The sequence below is a fragment of the uncultured Methanobrevibacter sp. genome (assembly GCF_947169325.1).
Classification (GTDB): domain Archaea; phylum Methanobacteriota; class Methanobacteria; order Methanobacteriales; family Methanobacteriaceae; genus Methanocatella.
In genome coordinates this window covers 32,224-54,287 of the sequence record NZ_CAMVPN010000007.1, presented here as the reverse complement: position 1 = coordinate 54,287, position 22,064 = coordinate 32,224, and the positions used below count along the sequence as shown (strand labels likewise).

The 22,064-nt window shown below is 35.2% G+C and carries 16 protein-coding genes and 1 pseudogene; 8 read left to right on the top strand and 9 right to left on the bottom strand.

Annotated elements, in window-relative coordinates:
• Both Q0W26_RS02245 and Q0W26_RS02240 read right to left on the bottom strand, forming a co-directional pair.
• Positions 1-777, bottom strand: a pseudogene (locus Q0W26_RS02245) (hypothetical protein); the annotation flags it as partial.
• Positions 777-2,675, bottom strand: a complete 1,899-nt coding sequence (locus Q0W26_RS02240) for a histidine kinase dimerization/phosphoacceptor domain -containing protein (RefSeq protein WP_298521898.1) — start codon at positions 2,673-2,675, stop codon at positions 777-779. The gene Q0W26_RS02240 and the pseudogene Q0W26_RS02245, both read right to left, overlap by 1 nt.
• 394 nt (positions 2,676-3,069) lie before the next feature.
• Here Q0W26_RS02240 and Q0W26_RS02235 point away from each other — a divergent pair, with 394 nt between their 5' ends.
• Positions 3,070-4,887: a PP2C family protein-serine/threonine phosphatase gene (locus Q0W26_RS02235; RefSeq protein WP_298521903.1), complete on the top strand. Its 1,818-nt coding sequence runs from the start codon at positions 3,070-3,072 to the stop codon at positions 4,885-4,887.
• Between the two features lie 43 nt (positions 4,888-4,930).
• Positions 4,931-6,745, top strand: coding sequence for a PP2C family protein-serine/threonine phosphatase (locus Q0W26_RS02230; protein WP_298521897.1), 1,815 nt, complete (start codon positions 4,931-4,933; stop codon positions 6,743-6,745).
• Between the two features lie 77 nt (positions 6,746-6,822).
• On the opposite strand, the gene Q0W26_RS02225 is transcribed toward Q0W26_RS02230, so the two are convergent.
• The 3 genes from Q0W26_RS02225 to Q0W26_RS02215 are packed head-to-tail and all read right to left on the bottom strand — an operon-like array spanning position 6,823 to position 11,033.
• Positions 6,823-8,958, bottom strand: coding sequence for a GH3 auxin-responsive promoter family protein (locus Q0W26_RS02225; RefSeq protein WP_298521894.1), 2,136 nt, complete (start codon positions 8,956-8,958; stop codon positions 6,823-6,825).
• A 16-nt stretch (positions 8,959-8,974) separates the two neighbouring features.
• The gene (locus Q0W26_RS02220; RefSeq protein WP_298521892.1) at positions 8,975-9,271 is read right to left on the bottom strand and encodes an STAS domain-containing protein; all 297 of its coding nucleotides are present in this window, start codon (positions 9,269-9,271) and stop codon (positions 8,975-8,977) included.
• A 4-nt stretch (positions 9,272-9,275) separates the two neighbouring features.
• Entirely contained in the window at positions 9,276-11,033 is a 1,758-nt protein-coding gene (locus tag Q0W26_RS02215; RefSeq protein ID WP_298521890.1) for an MATE family efflux transporter, read from the bottom strand.
• Between the two features lie 272 nt (positions 11,034-11,305).
• Between Q0W26_RS02215 and Q0W26_RS02210 the strand changes: the two genes are divergently transcribed.
• Positions 11,306-12,325 carry an adenylosuccinate synthetase gene (locus tag Q0W26_RS02210; RefSeq protein WP_298521887.1) on the top strand — a complete coding sequence of 340 codons (1,020 nt, stop codon included), beginning with the start codon at positions 11,306-11,308 and terminating at the stop codon, positions 12,323-12,325.
• Positions 12,326-12,333: 8 nt separating this feature from the next.
• On the opposite strand, the gene Q0W26_RS02205 is transcribed toward Q0W26_RS02210, so the two are convergent.
• Complete coding sequence (locus Q0W26_RS02205) at positions 12,334-12,918, bottom strand: hypothetical protein (protein WP_298521886.1); 585 nt, start codon at positions 12,916-12,918, stop codon at positions 12,334-12,336.
• A gap of 77 nt (positions 12,919-12,995) precedes the next feature.
• Here Q0W26_RS02205 and Q0W26_RS02200 point away from each other — a divergent pair, with 77 nt between their 5' ends.
• On the top strand, positions 12,996-15,458 hold the full coding sequence (locus tag Q0W26_RS02200) for an ATP-binding cassette domain-containing protein (protein ID WP_298521883.1): 2,463 nt from the start codon (positions 12,996-12,998) through the stop codon (positions 15,456-15,458).
• A 91-nt stretch (positions 15,459-15,549) separates the two neighbouring features.
• A complete protein-coding gene (gene fdhD / locus Q0W26_RS02195; protein WP_298521881.1) occupies positions 15,550-16,380 on the top strand; it encodes a formate dehydrogenase accessory sulfurtransferase FdhD in 831 nt (276 codons plus the stop codon).
• 5 nt (positions 16,381-16,385) lie between these two features.
• On the opposite strand, the gene Q0W26_RS02190 is transcribed toward fdhD, so the two are convergent.
• The 3 genes from Q0W26_RS02190 to Q0W26_RS02180 form a co-directional block, all read right to left on the bottom strand.
• Positions 16,386-17,141: a HesA/MoeB/ThiF family protein gene (locus tag Q0W26_RS02190; protein ID WP_298521878.1), complete on the bottom strand. Its 756-nt coding sequence runs from the start codon at positions 17,139-17,141 to the stop codon at positions 16,386-16,388.
• Between the two features lie 8 nt (positions 17,142-17,149).
• Positions 17,150-18,157, bottom strand: a complete 1,008-nt coding sequence (gene larE, locus Q0W26_RS02185; RefSeq protein WP_298521876.1) for an ATP-dependent sacrificial sulfur transferase LarE — start codon at positions 18,155-18,157, stop codon at positions 17,150-17,152.
• A gap of 138 nt (positions 18,158-18,295) precedes the next feature.
• The gene (locus tag Q0W26_RS02180) at positions 18,296-18,910 is read right to left on the bottom strand and encodes a class I SAM-dependent methyltransferase (RefSeq protein ID WP_298521873.1); all 615 of its coding nucleotides are present in this window, start codon (positions 18,908-18,910) and stop codon (positions 18,296-18,298) included.
• 249 nt (positions 18,911-19,159) lie between these two features.
• On the opposite strand from Q0W26_RS02180, the gene Q0W26_RS02175 reads away from it, so the two are divergent.
• The 3 genes from Q0W26_RS02175 (at position 19,160) to Q0W26_RS02165 (ending at position 22,040) form a co-directional block, all read left to right on the top strand.
• Positions 19,160-19,921, top strand: coding sequence for a V4R domain-containing protein (locus Q0W26_RS02175; protein WP_298521872.1), 762 nt, complete (start codon positions 19,160-19,162; stop codon positions 19,919-19,921).
• Positions 19,922-19,962: 41 nt separating this feature from the next.
• Complete coding sequence (locus Q0W26_RS02170; RefSeq protein ID WP_298521870.1) at positions 19,963-20,901, top strand: ABC transporter substrate-binding protein; 939 nt, start codon at positions 19,963-19,965, stop codon at positions 20,899-20,901.
• A 167-nt stretch (positions 20,902-21,068) separates the two neighbouring features.
• Positions 21,069-22,040 (top strand): ABC transporter substrate-binding protein, encoded by a 972-nt coding sequence (locus tag Q0W26_RS02165; RefSeq protein ID WP_298521868.1) that lies wholly within the window; start codon positions 21,069-21,071, stop codon positions 22,038-22,040.
• Positions 22,041-22,064: the final 24 nt, after the last annotated feature.

Sequence of the window (22,064 nt, the reverse complement as noted above, 5' to 3'; positions counted from 1 at the left end):
TTTGGAATAAAGGCTCACTTCAATATACTTCAATGTTCCGTCATCGGTTTTAATTCTAACGACTGCTTCGTAGTTACTTCTTTTTTGGTCCATGACCTTGAGCATTTTTTCAATAATTGGTCTGTCTTCGGGAATGACCAAATCGAAGATGATATTGTAGTATTCGTCGTTTTCTTCACGTGCACGGTTAATGATATTGTAAACACCTTGGGTCCATGAGTATCTGTCTTTAATCTTATAGTAACTTCCTGTTTGTGAGAAGTATTCAATAAGGCTGGCTTTCTCATCGTATTTGTCATCGTCTGATATGTGCAAATTGGTTTCACGATTGTCCCTATGGTCTGAAATTAAAATCAATTTGTCCATGTCATAAAGAATTGTGACATTTGAAAATCTGGCCAGTTTTTCATGGAAATGATAATAAAATCTCATTTTCTTAATGTTTTTGGTTTCAAAAACTTCTTTTAAAGGCTCTTTTAAAACGCTATAAAAACCGGGGGATGTTTTACTGAGTAAACGTCCCGCAACATCGCTCTGTTTGATATGTCCTCGTATAAGGGCGCTCAATCCGAGCCGGTGGACAATAAAGTCTTCACCGTTATTAATCGGCACGAAAATGTCTATATCGTTATTAATTAGATTTAATGTCTTTTCAAAGGGAGTGTATGGCATTTCAAATTCCTGAGGAACCTGTTGAAATAGCTCACTTTCTTTAATATCGTAGATGTTTACTTCTTCAACATCTTCTAGCTTACGATATGTTTTTTCGATTCTCATTAGAAGTCACCTCCTGTTTCGCGATGGTAATCAAGGGTATGGTCAAAGTTCACTGGGAATATTATTCTGAATCCAGTTCCAACTTCACAGTCTAAAATTTCTAGTTCTCCATTAATCTGTTTTGTTAAGTTTTTAACTATCTCCCCACCTAAATTGTGATTTATTAGGGAGTTAGGGTCTTTTACACCAACTCCGTTGTCTTTCAGTACTAATTCACATATGTATTCATCAATAAACCTGATTGTTTTGGATATTGTTTTGTTTTCCATGTCAGGGTCTGGAAATGCATGTTTGATAGCATTCATTGTCAATTCATCAACAATTAAAAGCAATGGGGTAATTACGTCCATTGAAAGATGGATTTCTGGGTCAACGTCTGAAGTGAAGTTGATGTCATTTGCTCCGAACAGCATATGCAATGTGGAGTCCTGGTCCTTCATGTAGTCTTCAAGGTTGATGTTGATGAAGTCTTCTGTATTGTATGTCTTTTCGTGAAGTAGCGCCAGTGAAGATAAACGGGCTTGCATGTTGTCTAAAATACTGTTTGGATTATCTCCATAAGCTCTTCTTTCAAGATTCAGGAAACTGTTCAATACCTGAAGGTTGTTTTTTACCCTGTGGTGAACTTCTTTAATCAGTATATTTTTGGTCGCATTTGACTTTATCAGTTCCTGCTGCTTTTTGCGTGAAAGGGTAATGTCTGTTAAAAATCCAATGCTGTGCTCCTGGTTTCCATATTTGAAACGTTCAATAAATAATTCACATATTTTCAAATTGTCTTCATCACCATTGACCTTATAGGTGAATACCTGATTGACTTCGTTTAATTCGCCTTTAATCAATCTATTAATTTCTTCCCGGACATTTTCTTCGATAATGTTGTCAAGAATCTTTTCATTATGGATATATTCGTTTTTTGGAATTTCAATCATTTTATAGAATCCTTCACTGAACTCGTAGCGTTTGCTTAAAGGTTCAACAAGCAGGGACAATTTTGAGTTATGATTGAATCCGTTCAGCATGAAGTCGACCGGTCGAGTCATGTGTTTGTGGGAGTCAACACTTATGTCCTTGAACAATCCGTAATGGCTGATTTCTTCGCCGTTTTCATCAAATTTTGAGTAGAGATATGTGTCGAGGTATTTGATGTGTCCTCCAGGGGTCTTGATACGTATGATGTTTTCGTAGGTGTCGGTTTCAGGGCTCATTGTATCAAGCAATTCTTCCACCAAAGGTTTGTCTTCAGGTATTACCAGATCGAAGATGATGTTGTAATAGGCATCGCTTGTCTCTTTTGACCGGTTTATTATATTATATATTCCAGGCGTCCATGTAAACTCATCATGGGTTTTGTAATAGCTTCCGGTTTGTGAGAAGTATTCTATTAAAGTGGCTTTGTTTTCTTCCTCTTCTTTTTGCTGCTCTTCTGGAGATTTATCATCTGTATCTGCTTTTTTCAAATCGGAAATTGCAAATATTTCATCTTCGTCCCGAATTATATGAATATTTGCAAGGGTTCGAATTTTATCGCTGAGGTAATAAAAAATTCTCATGGCTTTGGTTTCACCAGTTTCATAAACCTCTTTAAAGCTTTCACTAAATATTTCATAGTAAAATGGGGATACTTCGCTAAATAAACGACCTTCAACATCTTCTAATTTCAAATTCAGTCTTTCAAGAAGATTCCATCCAATCCTTTGAACAATAAAGTCTTCGCCACCATCTACAGGTAAAAAGACGTTAATGTCGGAAGGAACGTGCTTCATAACATTGCTGAAACGAACTTTTTCAGGTTCCTTTACGGGGGGAACGTCAATGAAAACCTCGTTAGGGTCAATATTATAAACTCGTATCTCCTCGATGTCTTCTAATTCTCTATATTGTTTTTCAACATGCATGTGAATTACCTAAGTTTATAATTTATATGATTAATATTTTGACTTATATTATATTTAATATTATATGAATATTCAATTGAAATTATCAAAATTTAGGTGTCTTGAAATGAGTATATTCATGACAATCGGATTTTTGATATTTAATTAAATATTAAAACTATTATTAAATTGATGTAAATTTGAATATTTTACAATGTTTTGAAAATAACATGAAGAAAAATATAAAAAGGATTATATACTCACATGCTAAAAATAATATTTGATGGTTCCCTCAAAGATTAAAGAATTATTTAGTAACAAAATATTTATTTTCATTTTCACATTTTGCGTGGAATTGGTATTCAACTATCTTTTTGAGTGTATGCGTATTGGTGGAAATTATATATTCGTGGACATGGCTTTGGCCCCGACATTCGGTTTGATGTTCGGTCCAGTAGGCGCTTTTGGTTTTGCATTTGCAACATTAACGGGGGAACTGATTGAGGGAATCGGATTTCCAACCCCTATCATTGATTTTGCAACCACATTCTTTATTTCAATATTGGCGTATAAATTATGGTACAACATTCTTACCCGCAAAAAGATCGACACTCCGAGATTTAATTCAACATACAATATTGTAAAGTTCTTTTTAATAACAGTAATTGTTTCAATCGTATACTTTGCACTGTTGGTTATTTCATTCTCACTTTATCCTGGTCTGAATTATACATATTCAGTCACTGATGTGAATTTCAACGTGCCTTACATTTTGAATATCATCACGTTTTCCATAATTGTGGGATTGCTGCTGATTAGTTCTTTCAATATACTTAAAATACCTTTACAGACTCCAAAAAGAAGGATTACAAAAGTTAACATTAACATGTATTATCTTTTAGCAGTGCTTTTGATGTGCGTTTTCTATATCATGTTTAAGGAATTCATTGTGAGCATCAGGTTCATAAAGCATATTTTCTACTTCATTTTAATAGTAACTTCGCTACTGATAATTTTCAACACTTTTGACAAGGAAATCAAACCGACAAACGACAATTATTCGATTATTGAGGAAATCATATTGATATTCCTAATCATTATTACAATAACAATAGGATTGAATTTCGGTTATTTCAAGATGTTGATTTTGTCATTTGTTCCGGTGCTGGGCTCTACATTTGAGGATCCCTCATATCAATTTTTACTTATCATTGCATTTACAAGCGTGCTGACTTTATTAGTTTCTTTAATTCATATAAAGGTAATTGAAAATAGGATTACAAATCCTCTTTATGACTTCATTGATTTTGCAGATAATTACTTTAAAACTAAAGACAGAAACGAATCCTTGGATAAATTAAAGAAGTACATTGACAACGAGGATAGTACTGGAGTTTTAGCCAGATCATTTATAAGGATATATAACAGTATCAAAACCAATTTGGACCAGCTTCAGATTGCAACTTCTGAAAAGGAAATATTCGAAACGGAATTTGATGTGGCAAGAGACATTCAATCAAATATGTTGCCAACGGATTTCGAGGAATTTTCACAAAAGGAATTATTTGAAGTTTATGCATATATGAGTCCCGCAAGAGAAGTTGGAGGGGATTTTTATGATTACTTTAAAGTTGATGACGACAACGTTTATTTTGTCATTGGTGATGTAAGTGATAAAGGGATTCCTGCAACATTATTCATGGTTAAAACATTGTATTTAATTAAGAATCATTCGAGATTCAATGAGAATCTATCACAAATGATTGGAGAAGTAAACGATTTGGCTTATGAAAGAAACAATGAGGAATTCTTTTTAACAACATGGATTGGCAAATTGAATCTAAAAACAGGAAAATTGTCTTATGTAAATGCTGGACATAACCAACCGTTAATCAAACATGACTCCAATAGTTTCGAATACATGGACACCCATCCGAATTTGGTCATTGGTGGGATGGAAGGAATATCCTATGTTGAACATGAAATTGATTTAAATGCAGGTGACATGTTATTCTTGTATACTGATGGAGTTACTGAAGCTAATGAAAATTATAATGAATTTTATGGAGAAGATCGTTTAAGGGATATTCTCAATAAAAATAAGGATGAAAAATTAAGCGGTATAATAAATGAAGTCAACAGGGACATTGATAAATTCTGCAATAACAGTGAGCAATTTGACGACACATCAATGTTGATTATAAAATATAATGGAAGGTTAGAAAATGATTAGTAAAGAGCTTTTCAAGTCACGAAAATTTATTGTGTTATTTTCCATGGCAGTAAATATAATCCTTATTTTAATTGGATCATTCTGGTTTGAAAGTAATTCTATGCACTTGGAACTGTCCATTATTCTGTTGTTAAGTTTATTGTTGGGTCCTTTTTCAATATTGGGATTTGCCATAGTTGAAATTGTATATTGGATTTTGTTTTTAGACATGAGTAATGTTCCAACAATCCTATTAAGTTTCACATCTCTGTTGGTATTGGGTATAATGCCTTGGAAATTATGGTATTCCTTAAATTATAAACAACGTTATGGAATACCAAGTTTAAACAGTTTTTATAGCTTTTTCAAGATAATAGATATTGCATTAGTCATGGTCTTGCTTACATATCTGTTCTTTAATCAGATATTCAATTTAACTGTCAGTTTAAATCTTGAAAGTTATTTCATGATAATTACATTCGGAATAGTCTTGCTATTGTTGGGAATTGGATTGTGTGCTAAGTTCAATATTGCATTATACACTCCAACGGTTCAATTTAAAGAATACATTCCTGAGAAATTGTATCGTCTATTCTTCATAAGTGCATTAATTCTTTTAATAGTTACATTCAGAACTCCGAATGTATTCTGTTTTGGTTTAATCTTAATATTATTAATAATATATCTATTCAAACCATTTGATGAAGGCATTTTTAAAATAAACAGTGTTGGAAAAATTACAATATTTTATAATCTGTTCTTTTCAATATTTCTTATTATAGCATTGATTCCTACAATATTATTGATTTCATTTACAATAATCGGATTTTATAATTATTATGATTTTGCATCCGAATTCTTTAATTATCTGCTGATTTTATCCGGATTCCTATTGGCTATTTTCATACCTTTGCTAATTTATTTCCTATTTTTGGACAACCAGCTCATAAGACCAATCAATCAGTTATCCAAATATCTGTCTGAAGAAATAAATGATGATGATGATTTAAAAAGGTTAGTTGTCAATTTAAATTCTATTACTGTAAGCAATGAAATTAAATCATTGTCTGAATCCCTGCTTAATATGGAGCGGGAATATGTCGATTACAGTGCAAATTTATTGGATGTAACCAAAGAAAAGGAAAGGTATGAAACAGAACTCAAATTGGCTAATGAAATTCAACATGCCATGATTCCAACCGATTTCGAAAAGTTCGACGATAATAATAATGTCCGTCTTTGGGGATTAATGAAAGCTGCACGTGAAGTCGGCGGAGACTTTTATGATTATTTCAAAATTGATGAAGATCATATTGGATTTGTAATAGGTGATGTCAGCGGTAAAGGTGTGGCCACCTCATTAATAATGGTAAAATCCATGACATTAATCAGGGATTATGTTTGCCATTATTCAGATTTGTCAGAGGCATTACATGAGGTCAACAACGAACTCTGTAAAGATGATATTGGAGATTTGTTTGTTGGTTGTTGGCTTGGAAAACTTAATACAAAAACTGGCGTATTGTCTTATGTTAATGCTGGACACAAAAATCCATTAATTAAGAAAAATGATGGTGATTTTGAATTCTTGGATGTTAAACCGGGATTGCTTTTAGCAGGAATGGAAGATATGCATTATGAGGAGAATGTTATTCATTTGAACCATGATGATATGTTATTCTTGTATACTGATGGGGTTACTTTCGCAAACGATGGAAACGGATTGTATGGTGAAGAAAGGCTACAAAAAATATTAAATCAGAATAAGGATAATGAAATAGATGTTATCTTGAAATCCGTTGAAAAGGACATCAACGAATTCTGCAACAATCATGAACTTGTTGACGATACTACAATGCTTATTATTAAAATGAACTGATTAGATTGATTTTAGATACAGACAAACTATTGAAATTCTGTACTGGTGTGTTGATTAGATGGAATAATTGAAGGGATTTAAAATATCTTTTCAATAGTTAGAATGTTTTGATTGTTTTCATACTTGTAGTCAAGTCTGTCTGCATTTTTCCTAACTATTGTCAAACCCAATCCTCCAATGTCTCTTTCGTCTGCATTGAGAGTTAAATCGGGGACTGCTTTATTCAATGGATTGAACTCCATTCCATTATCTATAAAATTCACAATTATCCTCAAAGGATCTTCTAATAGACAATATTGGATTTTTATTTCTCCTTCTTTTTCATATGAATAATTACAGATATTTACAAATATTTCTTCAATTATCAACTCTAATTGTAATTTTGATTTCATTGCAATATTTTTATCTTCGAGATATTCTTCAATTTTTAACATAATGGAATCTAAATTCTCTGAATCGGATTTCAGAATAATTTCTTCCATATCTAATCCTCCATCTTGTTCTAAATCATCATATAGTAAAACATTAAAGAAACTTATGTCCTCTTCCTCCCTTAAGATTCTAGGAGGCTTTACTTGAGCAGGTGAACATCCTCTAGCAACTTTCAATTCTTTATATAACAAATAAGTTTCGGGTTGCAGGAAACGAAGTTCTGTTTTTCCAATAATTCCTTTTTCCATTTTATTGAATAAAAGAGGGTCAGTTCCACATAAATTCTCATTTAACCTTTCCTGAAGGTTTTCTTTTGTTACATCATCAGGCAAATCTTCTATTTCCATTAAATAAACGTATTTCATTGGTGATGAGGTAGAATCTGCATAAACGGAAAAGTCTATTAAATCGAATCCGAATTCATTTTCAGTTTTATATGCCGCTTTTCTTAACTTTTCTTCGTTGATTTTCTCACCAGCCAAACTTAAGCATTGGTCTAACCTATATAAAAATTCAATTATTGGTGTATGGTTATGCATTCCAATACAACGAATAACATCCTTCATCCTGTAACGATAAAATCCGGATAGGTTGGTTGTAATGACTTCATATTCCTTTCCTTCCTCTAGTTGGTCCAGAGTCACGACTTTACTGTAGTCTCCATAATTTACCAATGGTAAAAATTCATAAAACATGCTGTCTGGTATGAGCATTGAATCCGGATTGTTCAGTTCAACGAAAAGTGAAAAAATGCCTTCAGATGCAGTCAGTCCAATAAATGCAAAATTAAAGTCAGGGCCTGTGAACTCTTTTATTTTTTTAATGTAATTTGAAAAACCCCCACTTCCGCATCCTATGAGAAGAGACATCTTTGGCCAAATTTTAGGAACAGTAGGTTCGTCAAAACCTTCTTTAAATATTTGTCTTAGTTCCTCCGCCCTTTCAGGCATTGGTTCAATTTTACCGAGTAAGCTTTCACGTACTTCTTTTGGCATTTTTATGGATTCATCAATAGTTCCATTTTCAATATCTTTAACTAATAGTTCCCAATTACGTTTAATGTAACGTAGAGTTTCTAAAAACAAACTAACGAAACTGGTTACTGTAAATGGAATGTCCGGATTGATTAATGCAAAACGGGCATGAATGTAACGGATGTCTGTTTTAGGCTTCGGCTTCAGAGCTTCAATTGGGGATGTGACAAAATCAGGCAATTGGTCTCCAAATTCTCCCATTATCTTACCTGAAATGGAACCATAAGTATCGCCGGATGGTAATGTGGATATGGAAGTTTCAGTTAAGTTTAAAAAAGGATATTTAATCCAGTCAATACCTACTTTTTCGGCAAATAAATTAAATAGATAAGCATAATTATATTTAAAATTGATTTCTTTATTAAGGGAAGATGCGGGTATCCTTTTAGGATTTCCCATTGTGCCTGATGACTTTGCATAGTGAACTATTTCATAGGAAGTCAATAAATTTTTTTCTCCGTTTTCAGTCATTCTGCGGATATAATCAACATAATTATCATAATCGGTTATAGGAACCTTATTCTGATAGTCTTCAATGCTTTTAATGTTTGCAAAATCATATTTTTGACCATATTCGGTTTCCTTGTTGTCTTCGATAATTTTCATCAATAACTCTGTATTATATTTCATTGGGTCTTGTGTCATGACATCTAATGATTCACGAACTTTGGCACCCTCTGAAATGCATTTTAAGTAAAATTGCTCCGTAAGGGATAATTCAGACATATCGATTTTGATTGAATCCATTATTCTGACCTCAAAATTACTCGATTGTTAATATGTCTACAAAACCAGTTGATTTAAATACTTCCATCACAATGTCCTGAACATTTGTAACTTTCATTGATCCTTGTTTGTTCATTGTTTTTTGAGCGGATAAGATTACTCTAAGTCCTGCACTTGAAATATAAATCAATTCGGACAAATCAAAAGTCAACTCTTCGATATCCTTCAATTCATCATTGAGCATTTCTTTGAGTTCAGGAGCAGTTTTTGAATCTAATCTGCCTACTATTTTAATGTCTAATTTTTTTCCGTCTTTTTGTATTTCCATATCCATAATATCACAAATTTATTTTTTTAGGAATGACAATCTTGTTGTTATTCAATTTAATGTTATGATTATAATTTATGTCTTCTGAAAAGTTCTTGATAATTTTAATTCCATGAAACTCCTTTTTTTCTAGGTAATCCTTTCCAATATCGAAAGGAACACCATTGTCCTGGAAATAAACAATGACTTCTTCAGTATTTTTATAACGAATTCTTATATTGATATATTTGTTTTCATTAGATTTATATGCATGGGTAAAAATATTTTTTCCCATTTCTTCTAGAATCAGTTCTATTTTCAATTTGGTTTTGTCATCTAAATTATTATCATACAATTTTTCATCAAGGTTTTCAACGATATCCATCAGCTCATCTTCAGATTCAATATATGCCACATAAGTGTCTTCAGATGGGAATTGGTCTTCGTCTATGATTACAAAATCCTTCAATGATTTAGGGAACTTTTTAATCTTCAATTTAATTATGAAAGGTAAACTAAGCAATGTGACAATTTCGCATAATACAAAGCTTATCCAAATGCCGTCGCCTCCAATCAGGAATGCGAACATGGTTGAAAATGCTGAAAGGAATAGGAAACTATGGGCAAAACCTATGTAATTGGCAATTTTAAGCTGTTGTGTTGCATTATAAAAGTTTAAGAAAACATAACATAATCCTGATAAAGGCAGGGACCATGCAAATATTCTGATGCCTCTAATTGCAGTGCCATACACGTCTGGATTATTTCCAAATGCATAAACGAAATAAGGGGCAAAAATATACAGAATCACTGCAGTAATGGAAACGAGTATTAATGCATATTTAATGGACAGTCCCAATAGCTGTTCTAAGTGTGTCTTATCCTTTTCACCATAGAATATTCCTCCCAGCGCAAGGGTGGTTGTTCCAATTCCGACGCCTATGCTGCACAACAGCAGATAGACATTTGATTGCACGGACAGTGCACCTACAAATATAACTCCTCCAACTATCGCCCCTAAGTTATTTGTAATTATTGTACGGAGCATATTGTAAACTTGATTTAATGCACTTGGAAGTCCTGTTTTTATTATTTCGTATAGTTCAGGTTTAAATTCTGGTTTTTTATGGAACTTATATGAACTTTTTTTAGAAAGAAAATGCATCAATAGGAACAACACTGTAATTATTGCACTTAATGCAGTAGCAAGGCCAACGCCAAAAATATCTGTTTTCAATATCAATACAAATGCCAGATCTAAAATCAAATTTGATAGAAACAATATTAAACCTGCATATAGGCCCAATAATGGATATCCATCGATTCGGGAGTAATTGACGAAAATGTATAAAAACATCGCAGGCAAAGTTGCCAATGACAACCCTTTCATTAATGATACTGTTGCATTGAATGATTCGCCGGAAGCCCCCAATATTTGGACAACATCTGTTGAAAACAATAAGAGTAAAATGGTTAAGATTATTCCTACAATGGCTGCAACGATACATGTGACTGAAAAATTGTTGTTCACTCTCTTTTCATCGGCCATATGATTGGATGCAACGATGGAACCTCCATATGCGAAGACATATGCTATTGTCAGGTAACCGTAGATAATGGGCATTGTCAAACCTGCTGCTGCAAGTCCGATTTTGCCAAAAAAATTACCGATTAGTATTCCATTTAGAATAATGCCTAAGATAGTGCATACAACAGAAAACACTGTTCCAAATAAAAAGTTTTTAAAAACTGAATTTAATAATTTATTGTCATTGCTTAATAAATTCATAATCTTCCCTTTTACAATAGTATTTTTGATTTTAAAATATATAATGTTACTTATAAAACGGAATCGCCGGCAAAAATGTTTTGCCGTTTTGTTTTGATTTTAATTAACTCAATTGCATTTAGATTAAAATGCTGCTCATATTAATTTCAATGTTTTTCACTATTTGGCCGTAATATTGGAAAAGCTTTTTAATTAGTATCAATAAAATATTAATGGTTGAATATTTTCTAAAATTTTCAAATATTCATGATTAATTTTATAGGTGTTATTAAATGACTTGTAGTATTTTAGTTGGTGGAGCATGGGGTGACGAAGGTAAGGGAAAATGCATCACCTACCTTTGTGACAATGACAAGCCAAGCATTATCGCTCGTGCAGGAGTGGGGCCTAATGCAGGCCACTCTGTTGAATTCAATGGGGAAAAATATGGTTTAAGATTAACCCCATCAGGTTTTGTACATACCGGCGCCAAACTCATGATTGGAGCTGGGGTTCTTGTCAATCCGGATGTTCTGTTTAAGGAATTTGAGGATTTGAAAAAGTATAATGTAAAAGAAAGGATGTGCGTTGACCCTAGATGTGCAATAATTTCTGAAGACCATATCAACAGAGATAAGAGTTCTGAGCATTTAGCTAAAAAGATCGGAAGTACAGGTTCAGGATGCGGACCTGCAAACTCAGATCGCGTAATGAGATCAATTGATGTGGCAAAGGATGTTCCTGAACTTGAAGATTACATTACTGACGTATCAGTTGAAATCAATGAAGCCATTGACAATGGGGAAGACGTATTCATTGAAGGCTCACAGGGATTCGCCCTTTCACTTTATTACGGATCATATCCTTTCGTAACAAGTAAGGATACCACAGCATCAACATTTGCAGCTGATGTTGGGGTCGGACCAACTAAAGTCGATGAAGTCATCAATGTGTTCAAATCATACATTTCCCGTGTCGGAGAAGGTCCTTTCCCAACTGAAATGACTCAGGAAGAAGCTGAAAGCAAAGGTCTCGAAGAATACGGAGTTGTAACCGGAAGACGCAGAAGAATCGGTTACTTTGACATGGAGCTCGCTAAGGAATCATGCAGAATCAACGGAGCAACCCAAATAGCTTTGACATGTGTTGACAGACTGTTCGATTGCGCTCGTGTACAGGACTACAGTGAGTTATCCGCTGAAACCAAAGCTTTCATTGAAGATATTCAAACTGAAACCGGTGTTCCAGTCACTATCATCTCAACCGGACCTGATTTGAAGGACACAATCGATTTAAGAAAAGAATTATTATAATTCTTTTTTCACTCTTTTTTTAAATAGTCGCATTCATCAAAGTGCTTTTTCATTTTCAAGTAGAATTCTTCACCGGTAAAGTCAAAATTGGTGTTGAATGATTTGTGTGCCAGATTGCAGTCTGTTTTTAGATTAAATCTGAAATCCGGACATTTGGCGAAAAACTTTTCAAAACAAGTTTTGGAATGTTCTGGAATTTCAACATCTTCAAATGAAATCTTATTGATTGTCATGTCCATGGCGCAGTACAATACTGTAAATTGCAGCGCTGATGCATAGGCGTCATAATACTCGCCGTAATCAAGATTGACATCGAAATAAATCATGAAATTGACCATCGCATGTGAAATCCATATCAATGAATTCGGCTCGAATCTTTCCAATTGCAGATCTGTGAAGCTGAAGATTAATTTTTCCAAATCATCACTGTCATTGTCCTCACAGTATTTGACAAATTCCTTGAAGGAGTAATTGGATAAATATTTGGTATATGCATCTTTTATTTCATCGTCACAGGGATATTTGGAAATCTTTTTCAGTTCTTTTCGTGTCAATATTTTTGGATAGGTAAACATAGCAATCAGTTCTTTCATCGATGATATTAGGTTTGGTGTTATTAATGTTAATGTTTTTGATAATTATATAAATTCAGATTTCCAATATATTAATCATGTACCAGGATATGATAATCATCAGGGGAGCCAGTGTTCATAATTTGAAGAATATCGATGTGGATATTCCTTTGGGTAAAATTGTAGCCATCAGTGGAGTTTCAGGTTCAGGAAAATCTTCGCTTGCTCTGGGAGTATTGTACTCTGAAGGCTCACGCAGATACCTCGATGCCCTTTCAACATACACCCGAAGAAGAATCACACAAAGCGCAAAGGCAAAAGTGGATTCAATCCAATATGTCCCTGCCGCCTTGGCTCTTCACCAAAGGCCAAATGTTCCAAACATTAGGTCCACATTCGGAACATCAACAGAACTTTTAAACTCCCTGAGATTATTGTACTCAAGATGCGGCAATTATACATGTCCAAACGGGCACCTGCAGGAGCCGACCTTGAATGTTGCCCGTGAAATTCCAATAAAATGCCCTGAATGCGGTGTGGAATTCTATGGTTTGGGCGCTGAAGAATATGCATTCAACTCCGATGGGGCATGTCCGACCTGCAGCGGAACTGGTTTAATAAGGGACGTTGATGACAGCAAACTTGTTTTGGATGATGCAAAAACATTGGAAGAGGGTGCAGTTGCAGCCTGGAATCAGTTCGGGATATCCTGGATGTATCATGTTGCCGGAGAGCTGGGCGTTAGGGTTGATGTGCCATTCAGGGATTTGACTGAAGAGGAAAAGGACATTGTCTATAACGGACCTGCAGTCAAAAGATACATTAACATCCCCTCAAAAAACGGCAAGCTATTTGAATTAAATGCCGAGTATAGAAATGCACACAAGGCAATTGAAGAGGCCCTTAAAAATGCTCAAACAGAAAAGGGATTGACAAAGATTAACAAGTTTTTAACCACAAAAGTCTGCAGTGACTGCGAAGGCACAAGATTAAATTCAAAAGCAAGACAAACCCTTTTGGGTGGAATCAATCTTGCTCAGGCATGTCAGATGAACCTTCAGGAAATCGTATTGTGGATTCCTGAGGTAATCAATGATTTGCCCGAGGAGATGAAAGGGATGGCACAGGATATTGCAGAGGAGTTCATGGACAACGCAAATATTCTGCTTGATTTGGGATTGAGCTACATTTCACTTGACAGGCCTTCAAACACATTATCAACAGGGGAACTGCAAAGGGTTCAGCTTGCAAAGACATTAAGGAATCGCACTACAGGTGTGCTCTATGTTTTGGACGAGCCGTCAATAGGCCTTCATCCAAATAATGTGGACGGATTAATCAGTGTCATCAAAAGACTGGTTGAGGATGGAAATTCAATTGTTCTGGTCGATCACGATACTAGGATATTGTCAATTGCAGATTATATGGTTGAAATGGGGCCTCATGCGGGAGCAGACGGAGGAAATGTGATTGCTAAAGGATCACTTGATGAAATAAAGCAATGCAAATCATCTCAAATCGCTGCGTTTTTAACAAATTCTGAAAAGATAATCATTAGAAATAAAAGTGATGAAATCTTTGAAAAGGGATGCATTTCTCTTAAAACCAATGAAATCCACAATGTTAAGAATATGAGCATCAGCATTCCTAAAGGCAAGCTCACAGCGGTAACCGGAGTGTCTGGAAGTGGAAAGACAACTTTACTTTTGGAAGCACTCTATCCTGCAGTCAAATCCCAAATTAACGGTGAAGATTTGCCAAATGATATCAGGGACATTGATTGTGAAGGCATTAAAAAAATAGATTTGATTGACAGCGTTCCAATCGGTCAGAATGTCAGAAGCACCGTTGCAACCTATTCGAAGGTGCTTGACGATTTAAGACGGGAATTTGCAAAGCTGACAGATGAATATAAGATGTCTGATTTTTCATATAATACAGGTAAACTGAGGTGCGGGACCTGCAACGGCACTGGAAGCGTATCTATGGATGTTCAATTCCTACCTGATGTTGAAATAACCTGTCCTGACTGTGACGGGTCACGATATGATAAAAAAGCAGAGGAAATAAAATACAACGGATTGTCCATTGCGGATATTATGGCACTTACCGTTGCTGAAGCTCTGGAGGAATTGTTCGGCCTTGAGAAGGTAACTAAAAAACTGCAGAAACTGTCCGATTTGGGTTTGGGTTATTTGACTTTGGGCGAGTCCACTCCAAGCCTGTCAGGCGGTGAAGCTCAAAGGCTGAAATTGGCTTCTGAAATTGGAAAGTCACAGAAAAATTCAGTTTTCATATTCGATGAGCCTACAATAGGTCTTCATCCGCTGGATGTGCAATTGTTAATCAGCGTATTGGACTATCTGATTGATAATGGAGCTACAGTCATTGTCATCGAGCATGATCTTGACCTGATAGCCAATGCTGATTATATTATTGATATTGGAATCGATGATGACTATCGGGGCGGTGAAATTTTAGCTTCAGGTTCTCTTGAAGACATTATCGCATCTGAAAATAGTTTAACAGGCAAATATTTGGCTGAAAAGTTTTATCGGTAATTTTAATGATATTTGATGATTAATATTGGGCATGTAGTTTTCAAAATTTTTAAATATAACAATTGTTAATATTATTAATCAGTGTGATATTATGGATTTTTTAAGGCAAACTGATGTTATCCAATGGTGTGATGGTGAATACAAAACCATCAAGGAAAATAGTGTTGACGATGAATATACTTATTTGTTTATTGATTATCTGCCTCCAAGAAAGTTTTCAACATATCCAAAGGACCTGGAGGACTTTGCAATCGGATACTGTCTTGGTGAAGGTTTAATCAAAGATTATTCTGATATAGAATCAATAAGGTTGGACGGAACAAATGTATTGGTTTCAACAAAACTCACCCACAATCCTGAAGAGGACCTTGAACAGGAAGGAATTGTTCAGGAGAGAAAAGGAAACTGTGAACACGCCTGTGTCTGCAGACTTCTGGAATATCAGGGTGTAAACTCTGACAATGCAGGTGGAATCAGATCAGAACTCAAAACAATCGAACCGAATACCTCCGATTTGAAGATAGATGCAAGCCAAATTATTAAGGACATCAGGCATCTGACTGATGAGGCTAAAATCTGGCAAAAGACTGCTGGTGTTCATGTGGCGCAGCTGAAATATGAAGACAACATTATCATCCGTGAAGATGTCAGTCGTCATGTTGCGGTGGATAAAGTAATCGGAGCCGCTTCAAGGGAAGGTTATGATTTTTCAAGATGTTACATTTCATATAGTGGAAGGATGCCTGCTGACATGCTGATAAAAGTCATTAGGGTAGGTATTCCAATAATAATTTCAAATGCTGCTCCTGCATCATCAGGTATTGATGTGGCTCGTGCAGGAAACATTACGATGGTTGGTTTTGTCAGAGACAATAGATTTACAATATTCACTGCCCCTGAACGTGTGGATTTAGAAAAATAGATGATTTAAAGTTCATCCAGTGAAAATGAACTCAAATCCAATAAGTCAAAAGTCAAGATTTTTGGAGCAACGGTAACTTTACCGACTCCAGTCACTATTTTATATGCTTCAAATGCTTCAAGACAGCCAATCAGATTTGGTGTAGGACCAATGACTGGCGGAACCCCGGAAGTCACGTTTTTCAAAGCATTGATTGTTTCATCATCAAGCTCTTTTCCGACTGAAGGCAAATTGAACATTTCCTCATAGGTCTTGTCGCTGTTAGGCAAGAATACTGTAATCTGACCCATAGTTCCGTGGATTGCACCATGGATGTATGGGATTCCTTTTTCTTTAGCAGCCCTTGATACTATTACTCTTGTAAGTACATTGTCAAGAGCATCGATTACGATATTTGAATCTCCAATGACTTTGTCAATGTTTGTCTGGTCAACATGTTCGTTGAAAGTGGTGACATTAACATACGGATTTATCAGTCTGACTTTTTCTTTAGCAACCGCACTTTTGTCAAGACCCAAATCAGCTATTGAAGCAAGAGTCTGTCTGTTTAAGTTGGATAGATCAAATGCGTCTTTATCAACAAGGACAAGTTCTCCAATACCCATTCTTGCAAGCATTTCAATGGTTTGGCCTCCGATTCCTCCGCAGCCTATGACTGTGATTTTTGCGTCTTTGAATCTTTCCTGTTCGCTTCTTGTTACTATGCTCATTTGACGGGAAGCTATTTCCCAGTATCCGTCACCTATGTATCTTGTTGGCATTTTTTCACCTAAATATTTCTCCTTAGTTTTGGTAATATTTCCATAAGTCTGTCTAGTGCAATTTCATGGCTTTCCAAATCATGGCCTTTAATCAGTCCATCCTCAAATATTTCAATATTCTCAACTTCAAGTTTTTCGGGACTTTCGAAAATGACATTATCGATTTGTCTTTTTGTATTTTCAAGGTTTACTGTAAACGGAAGTTGGTATGAAAATGAACCTTCCGAGAAGTCGATGTCAATGTATTCATCATCATCGATTTTCGATAAATTTAAAGCAACTTTTTTAAATCCTTTGCTTTTTAATTCATCGTTAATGTCATTATATTTATCTTCAGTTAATAATTCATTAATGTTGTCCACTTCAATAATACCAAGTTCCTCAAAATCCCTGACCTTGACGATTTCACAGTTGGTATTGTGCAAAATGTAATCTTCACAGTAGCTGATTTTTTCAATGTTTTCCCTGCAAAGATGAGTGCCGGTCGGAATTCTGGTTGCAAGGCATGTTGTTGACCTTGAATATGGAATGTTATTTTCATTCAAGTATTTGTGTATTTCCTTTGAAGTAAGTTTTGCTTTAATAAGGGGAGTCTTGAAGTTGTGTTTATATGTAATCAATATTCCTGGTCTGTCAATTACAAGATCACTGATGTTGTTTCCGTCACAAATAAAATCAAAGCCTTTTTCTTTGGCTGTTTTCTTGATTTTGGAATACATCATGCTTCTGCAATTGTAGCATCTTTTTGAGCTGTTTGCCAGGAAGTCTTCATCTTCATAAAAGTCAATGTCGATTATTTCATGGTTTATTCCAAAGGATTCTGTTGCTCTTCTGGCATTTTCAATAAATCCTGTTGGAAACATATTGTTGTCGATTGTAATTGCCAGTGTGTCTGATGCAACCTTTGATGAGAGGTAGGCTATCAGTGTGGAATCTGCACCGCCTGAAAAGCCGATGGCTACCTTTCTGTCTTTTAAGACATCACAAACAACATTGATTTTATCTTCCAAGCTCATTTTATCACACTATTTTTAAAAACATCCTTCGATGAGTTATGTTATGCTTCAATTGTTGTTTTAAATTTTTGAGATTAACTATTGAATATAACAATAGTTATTATATTATTGATTGAATATAAATGTTTTGCAGGCAATTTATTTTTTACCAATAACCACTAAAATATAATCATTTTCTTTTTTAAAGACATCAACGCTTGCAAAACCAGCTTCAAGCAGATATTTCTTCAATTCCGGAGCAGTATGGAGGCTCATTCCCTCAACACTATTCAGCCATTTCTCATCATCGGGATGATTGCCGTCAGTTCCTTGAGCTATCATGAACTGGCCGTTTGGTTTGAGGATTCGTAAAACTTCTTTAAAGGTATTTCCTATATCTGGCCAGAAGTAGATTGTCTCAAAGGCAGAGGCCAAATCGTAGCTTTCGTCTTCAAGAGGCATATCGCAGACATTTGCCTGGATGATTCGGCATCTTTTTTCATCAATTGCCTGTTTGTTTCTTTTGATGGACTCTCCAACCGAAACATCAGAGTAATCAAGTCCGTCGACATTGTTGTTGGTCAATTTCAGGAACTTTTCGATGTTTACTCCACCGCCGCAGCCGATGTCAATGATTTTGGTATCGACATTAACATTTACGCATTCAAATGCAAATTCAGAGATGTTCCTGTGGTTTTCGTTCATGTTTTTGATTGTCTCGATGCCCTTCTCACCGTGGGGTCTCATGCACTGGTCAATTTTTTCAGCCGTCATATTCAAACCTTTCAATATTTTTCTCGCATGTTTTCATATTTGTGAACATTCAATAATAATTTATCTATGGGGGACATTTTTTTTCATTATCAATATTAGTTGATTACTTTTTTTAATTAGTTTAAAACTTGTTTTTTAAAAAATAGATTGTCAAGATTTGTTAAAACTAAATTTAAGCCAAAAAACAAATATTTATATAAGATTAAGACAATTAAATAAGTTTAATAAATCATTGTGGAGGTTGGCTTGATGACAACGTCTAACCCGATTCAGATACTTATTGCTGAAAGTGCCAAAAATCGAAAAATGGTCAATATAGACATTATCAAAAGTCCGATGAAATATGAAATAATCAGTTTGCTCAGACAAAACGAAATGAACTTTGATGAGATTGTCAAAAACACGGCAAAATCAAAAGCAGTGGTTTCCCTGCACCTGAAAGACTTAAGGGAAGAGGGAATCGTTAAATACAGACCCGATCCAACAGACAATAGGAAGAAGATATTTTTCCTGAACTCAAAGATGTTGGGCTCTATCGATTCAAACACCATCAAATCAAACGATAGGACAAAAAGACTAATTCAAAATTTCATCAAGGAAGGGGAAATTGAATATAATCTGATGCTGGTGCATACATTCAAAACCATTCTTATGGAGTATGGAATGGAAATCAATCCGATAATGCGCACTATAGGAAATCATATTGGGGATTACATATTTGCACAGGTTTATGATCAGGATTTCGAACATTTCCTGTTCAATATCTCCAAATATTGGGCTGAAAACAATCTGGGTTTTCTGACATTTGAAGTTAAAAATAATCTGCAGATTACCTGCAGGCAATCCTTCGAATCGGCAAAGCTTGAAAAGACTGGTCTTCCCGAGTGCCATTTGGAAGTGGGAATGTTTGAATCGTTGTTCTACAATTTCTTTGGTTTTGATGTTAGGATTGTCGAAACGAAATGTTATTCCATGGGGGATGAATTTTGCCTCTTCGAGGTCGAACCTTAAGTTTTAATACTTTTTCAATCAAATTATAAATCGGTGATAAAATGGATAACAAAATTATCGCAATTATTATAGCAGTTATTGTCATTGTCGTTGCAGGAGCCTATTTTGCTCTAGGAGGAGGCAGTGATACTGTAACTATCGGTTACTTGCCTTCAGACCATGATGCGGCACTATTTGTTGCAGACGCTCAAGGCAAGTTTCAGGAAAACGGAATAAACACCAAACTGGTTCAGTTCAACAACGGTGGAGATCTCATGACTGCCATGGCCAGCGGTGAAGTCGATGTAGGTTATGTTGGAATAACACCTGTGCTGTCTTCAATTGAAAAGGGAGTTCCGGTTAAAGTGATTTCTTCCGCTCAGACTGAAGGATCAGGCATTGTTGTTGCAAAAGATTCTGGAATCAGTTCAGTGGCAGACCTTGCTGGCAAAAAGGTGGCTACTCCTGGTGAAGCTTCCATTCAGCACATGCTGCTCACATACTATCTGGACCAGAACGGAATGTCCATGGATGATGTTAAGGTTTCAGCAATGAAGGTTCCTTCAATGAACGATGCACTAAAAACCAATAAGATTGATGCAATGATTACATTTGAACCATACGTGACAATTGCAGAGGAAAACGGTGCAACAAAACTGGTCGATTCATCAGAGATATTGCCGAACCATCCATGCTGCGTTGTTGTGGCTTCAGACAAGTTCCTCCAAAACAATCCGAACGAAACCGCAAAGATTCTTGAAATCCATAAGAATGCAACAGATTTCATCAACAACAACACTGATGAGGCTGCAGGTCTTTTGCCTGATGATATCGTAAGTGATGTTGAAGTTGAGAAAAAGGCATTGGCTGGTTTCCCATTGATATCTGGTTTGGATGACAGTTTCAAACAGGACGTTATGGACTTCATGGATTTGGAAGTCGATTTGGGAGTATTGAAAAAGCCGATTTCTGAAGATAAGATTTTCTGGGAAGGTAGTTAACTTTCCCTACCTAATTTTTTTCAAAACTTTTATATAGTTCTTTAATTATTACTTTAATTAGGGATTCAATATAACAATTGTTAATAAAATTGAGAGGTAATTTATTTATAGTGTACTTGAGAGAGTATTAACTGTAATAAGTTAACTTATTATTTCGGTGATTATAAATGAATAAAAAAATTACATTTGTTTTAGTGTTGGCACTTGCTGCATTTCTTGTAATGGGTTCAGCCAGTGCAGGTCTCTTTGACTTTTTAGGTGGGGGAGATGACACTGTAAAAATAGGCTATTTGCCATCTGACCACGATGCAGCATTATTCGTTGCAGACGCTCAAGGCAAATTCGCTGAGAAAAACATTACAACTGAACTTGTACAATTCAACAACGGTGGAGACTTGATGACTGCTATGGCTAGTGGTGAAGTCGATGTTGGATATGTGGGAATTGCACCTGTATTGTCTTCTGTTGAAAAAGGTGTTCCTGTAAAAGTTATTTCTTCCGCTCAAACTGACGGTAGTGGAATTGTAGTAACCAAAGATTCAGGAATCACTTCTGCAGCTGACTTGAAAGGAAAATCAATCGCAACTCCTGGTGAAGCTTCAATCCAATATGTATTGCTTACATACTACTTAAAAGAAAACGGATTATCTACTGATGATTTAAACATTTCAGCAATGAACGTTCCTTCAATGAATGATGCTTTAAAAACAAAACAAATTGACGGAATCATCACTTTCCAACCTTATGTAAGTATTGCTGCAAACAACAGTGACAATGTTGTTTTAGAAGATTCTGCTGATATTTTACCAAACCACCCATGTTGTGTAGTTGTTGCATCTGATGACTTCATCAAAAACCATGAAGATAAAGTAAAAGATATCGTTGCTATTCATGAAGATGCTACTAAATTCATAAACGATCAAATTGATGCTGGCAATGCAAGTGCAGTAGTTAAATTACTCCCTGAAGACATTGTAGCTGATGCTGATTTAGAAGCTCTTTCATTAGAAAGTTTCCCATTCATATCTGGTATTGATAATACCTTCAAAGCAGATGTGGATGCATTCCAACAACTTGAAGTGGATATCGGTATTTTAAACAGCACTGTAACTCATGACAAATTGTTCTGGGAAGCATAGTTAAATAACTATGCTTTTATTTTA